The sequence below is a fragment of the uncultured Campylobacter sp. genome, from assembly GCF_938045535.1.
GTDB lineage: Bacteria > Campylobacterota > Campylobacteria > Campylobacterales > Campylobacteraceae > Campylobacter_B.
The window spans coordinates 1-4,561 of record NZ_CALIMQ010000104.1; the positions used below are offsets into that span (position 1 = coordinate 1).

3 protein-coding genes are annotated in these 4,561 nt (G+C 46.3%); 2 read left to right on the forward strand and 1 reads right to left on the reverse strand.

The window, feature by feature from the left end:
- The coding region (locus tag Q0095_RS03400) for a molybdopterin-dependent oxidoreductase (protein ID WP_297881358.1) at positions 1–1,117 on the reverse strand (1,117 nt) is incomplete at its 3' end.
- Between the two features lie 535 nt (positions 1,118–1,652).
- On the opposite strand from Q0095_RS03400, the gene Q0095_RS10235 reads away from it, so the two are divergent.
- Both Q0095_RS10235 and Q0095_RS03415 read left to right on the forward strand, forming a co-directional pair.
- Positions 1,653–3,905 carry a molybdopterin-dependent oxidoreductase gene (locus Q0095_RS10235; protein ID WP_366806037.1) on the forward strand — a complete coding sequence of 751 codons (2,253 nt, stop codon included), beginning with the start codon at positions 1,653–1,655 and terminating at the stop codon, positions 3,903–3,905.
- A gap of 270 nt (positions 3,906–4,175) precedes the next feature.
- Positions 4,176–4,561: formate dehydrogenase accessory sulfurtransferase FdhD (locus Q0095_RS03415; protein ID WP_297881360.1), on the forward strand; the 386-nt coding region annotated here is incomplete at its 3' end.

A 4,561-nucleotide genomic window follows, 5' to 3' on the forward strand; every position in this document is an offset into this window, starting at 1 on the left:
CCAGCGCTTTTTTAAATTCTTCGAAGCTTATGAGCCAGTGAGCATCCGATTTGTCAGAGTGTTTGTTTTCGAGTACATCGCCCTCTTTCATACCCAGATATGCTAACGTAACGCCCTCGGATTTGCTTAAAATTTTGGATTTTTGCTTAGCCGCGGTATCAAGCTCGGTTTTGCGGTATTTTTTATGATTTATATCTTCTCGTAGGCCATAACCGATATCTACGGGGCCGGTAGCGAATACACAGTGCTCTTTAATAAATTTCTCGTCTATCATATCCGGGTGGTTGTAGACGATCTCCCTTGCTATGTAGTTCCATATCGCCAAATCGGTATTCGGACGGAATATAATTTCAATATCGGCGATGTTTGAAGTGCGGCTAGAGTAGGTCGAGAGATTTATAACTTTTACGCGGTCCGGGTTGCGAAGCTTATGGTCGGAGACGCGAGACCAAAGAATCGGGTGCATCTCAGCCATATTCGCGCCCCAAGCGATGATGGTATCGGTTAGCTCGATATCGTCGAAAACGCCCGCAGGTTCGTCGATACCGAAGGTTTGCATAAAACCTACGACAGCACTAGCCATGCACTGGCGAGCATTAGGATCGAGATTATTGGAGCGAAAGCCCGCCTTTACTAGCTTTGCTGCGGCGTAGCCTTCCGGGATCGTGTATTGACCGCTGCCAAGTACGGCAAAGCCCTCGGGACCGCCTTCGTTATAGGCTCGCCTAAAATGCTTCTCCATTTCGTCGAACGCTCGTTGCCAGCTGATCTCGATAAATTTCCCCTTTTTGTCGAATTCGCCTTTGGAATTTACGCGCAAAAGAGGCTTGGTAATGCGATCTGCGCCATACATGATCTTTGCGTTAAAATAGCCTTTGATGCAGTTTAGACCGCGATTTACAGGCGCTAACGGATCGCCTTTAACCGCTACGATTTTGCCGTCTTTGGTGGCTACCATAATGCCGCAGCCGGTGCCGCAGAAGCGACAGGCCGCCTTGTCCCAGCGCCAGCCTTTTTCGGCTTCGTCCGCAGCACTAAGACTGCTAGGCAAGCTGATACCCGCAACGCTACAGGCAGCCGCTGCTGCAGAGCTTTTTATAAAGTCTCGTCTATCCATGAGATTAACCTTTCGTTTAGAATGTAAATTTCTATTAACGTTTTGGATAATAGCATAAAAAAACGGCTTAGTCTAGATTAAAATCAAGGTTTTTTCTACATAGATTTCAGATATAAGATAATAATTTTATAAATTTTAAATTTAGTGGCTTAAATTTTATCAGGATAGCGAGTTTTTGATAAATTTTAATATAGATTTTCATTTAATTAAATTAATATATTATACCGATAAATTAGCATTAAAATTTCATAAAAATTTAATCGTGCTTTGAAATAAAACGAAGCGTAATAGAATTTCAAAATTCTATTAAAATTATAAAAGTTAGCTTAAAAAGCGTCTTTTGCGATAAGCGATAAATTTTACGCTAAAACGCCGCCATTATCGAAGCAAAAGCGCAAAATTTAACTATTCAATTTAATATGCTGGATTTGCATATCGCTTAAATTTCGCTTAAAAAAATTCACTAATTTAAAAATTCTTTTATAATCTAGAAAGTATAATAGCCGTGCAAACCAAAATTTTTGAAAGGAATATTATGCAGTCCAGAGAAAAGATTGTCAAAACGACTTGTCCTTACTGCGGCACCGGCTGTGGTATCGATCTTATCGTAAAAGACGGCAGGATCGTAAACGCGCGCCCTACGCAGGCCCATCACGTAAATGACGGCGAGCTATGCTTAAAAGGGATGTTCGGCTGGGAGTTCGTAAACTCTCCAAAACGCCTTGCCAAACCTATGATCCGTAAGAAAAACGGAGTATTTGATAGAAGCGGTAAGCTTGAGGAGGTAAGCTTTGAAGAGGCTTACGATTTTGTAGCGTCTAAATTTAAAGAGACCGTCGCTAAATATGGCCCAAGCTCAATAATGGGTTTTAGCTCGGCGCGCTCAAATAACGAAGACAACTACGTTTTTCAGAAATTTTTCCGTGCTCAGGGCAGCAACAACGTCGATCACTGCGCCCGTCTTTGACACGCTCCTACAGTGGCAGGTCTTGCCAACACGCTAGGAAACGGAACGATGACGAACGATTTGGTAGAATTCGCTACCGATACGGACGTATTTTTACTCATCGGCACCAACACGAGCGAGTGTCACCCGATCATCGCTATGCAGATGCAGCGAGGCTTGCAGCGCGGCGCCAAGATGATCGTCGTAGATCCAAAGCGCACAGATATGGCGAAAAAAGCCGATATCTATCTGCAAATCCCAGTGGGCGCGAACATTAAGACGCTAAATACCATTATGAATGTTATCATTGCCGAAAATTTGCAAGATGACGAGTTTATCAAAAACTACGCTCACGGCTACGAGTATTTAAAAGAGGCGGTTAAAGACTTTACGCCTGAGCGCTTCGAGCGCGAGACCGGCGTGAAAAAAGAGCTCATAATCGAAGCTGCTAGAATGTATGCTAAAGCAGGCGCAGCGGCGATCTGCTATACGATGGGTATCACGCAGTTTAGCGACGGCACCTCAAACGTCTTTTCGCTTTCAAATTTAGCTATTTTGACGGGAAATTTAGGTAAAAGAGGCGCAGGCGTAAATCCTTTGCGCGGTCAAAATAACGTCCAGGGCGCATGCGATATGGGCGCGCTACCTAACGTCATCCCCGCAGGCGCGGTAAATTCCGCTTACGCTCAGGAGCAAGCGCGCAGAGTATGGCACTTCGAGCTAAATCCAACTCCAGGCTTTAAGCTTACGATTGCTCCCGATAAGATGGATAGCGGCGAGCTGAAGCTGCTCTACGTTTACGGCGAAAACCCTGTAATGAGCGATCCTTGGACGGAGCACTTCGTGCATGCAACGCACCATTTGGATTGCTTTATCGTGCAGGATCTTTTCTTTACCGAGAGCGCACAGAAGGCCGACGTCGTACTACCTGCTGCCGGCTGGGGCGAGAAGGATGGCACCTTTTTAAACACTTCCCGCCGCGTCCAGCGCACGCGCAAGGCAAGCGAGCCGGCTCCTGGCGTAGAGCCTGATTGGAAGGTAGTTTGCAATATCGCGCAAAGAATGGGACTTGAAGGGTTTGATTTTTTAAGTGCAGAAGAAATTTGGAACGAAGTGCGTGCATTAATGCCTAAATTTTTCGGCGGTATTAGCTACTATAGGCTAGATAAGCTAGGCGGCATCAGCTGGCCATGTCCTGATGAAGATCATCCGGGCACACCGGTGCTTTATGCAGATCATAAATCGATGCTGCCTGATGGTAAATTTAGAATGGTGCCGGTGCTTTACGTGGATGATAAAGAGGGGCGCGCTAAAGCTGAGGCGGATTTTAGAGCCAAGATGAAAATTCCTGATGATTATCCGGTGGGAAGCGGCGCGCTTAGCGAGATACCGGATGAAATTTATCCGTGCTTATTTACGACCGGGCGCAAGGTTTATCACTACCACACTGGCACGATGACGAGAGAGTGCCGCGCGCTAGAGTACGGTGCGGGCGCAGAAGGCGCGCTCATCGAGGTAAGCCCGGACATCGCACGCGAACGCGAGCTTACCGAAGGTTGCTACGCGCTTGTTAAAAATAAGCGCGGTCAGATCGCCGCGAAGCTTCGTATAAATCCGGATTTGAAAGAGGGTACGATATTTACGACCTTCCATTACAGCGAGGCCGACGGCAACGAGCTCGTGCATGCGGGCGATCTGGATCCGCTATCTGGCATCCCGCCGCTAAAGATGACGATTGCAAATATCAGAAAGCTTAGCGAGAGCGAGTTTATCGAGTTCAGAAGACAAAACGAGATGTCGATGCACTCCGAGAAACCTTATCTATCGCCGGTTCATAAGTAGTTCGGGCGGCAAGCTCCGCCCGCTTTACATAGATGAAATTTAATCGCGGCTACGGCAAAATTTGATGAAATTTCATCTCTGCGAGCGCTTCATAGCCGCTTGCAATTTGCAAGCGGCTCGTGGATTTTCCACGCGATTTTTTAAATACAAAACTGCGAGCGCTTTAAATTTACGCACGCTGCTTCAGTACTACGGCTTTACTTCGGCGAATTAAGGCTATTTAAGCAAAATTTCACTACGATACGGGCGAAATTAAAATAAGGAAGGTCTATGGAGCCGATTTATAGGGCGGAGATAGTTAAATTTAAAGGTGATGAAAGAAGGATCGTAAGCGATATCTTGGTGCGCGAGATCAAGCTTGAAATTTTACTAAACGGCGAGCGTTTCGGCGCGCTTATGGCGACTCCGAGCGATTTAAAAGCGCTTGCGATAGGCTATTTGCTGAGCGAAAATTTGATCTCGGATCCAAGCCGTATAAAAAGCATAGAGCTCGCGCCGGACGGACTTAGCGTGAATGTTTGCGGCGAGATAAACGAAAAGCGGCTAAATAGCTCCGCCGAGCAGGTACTGACGATAGAGGATGTCCTTCAGCGGGACGGAGGGATTTTTCATCATATCGTACATCGCCATAAAGCTGGTCGTGCGTCCCTTGCCTG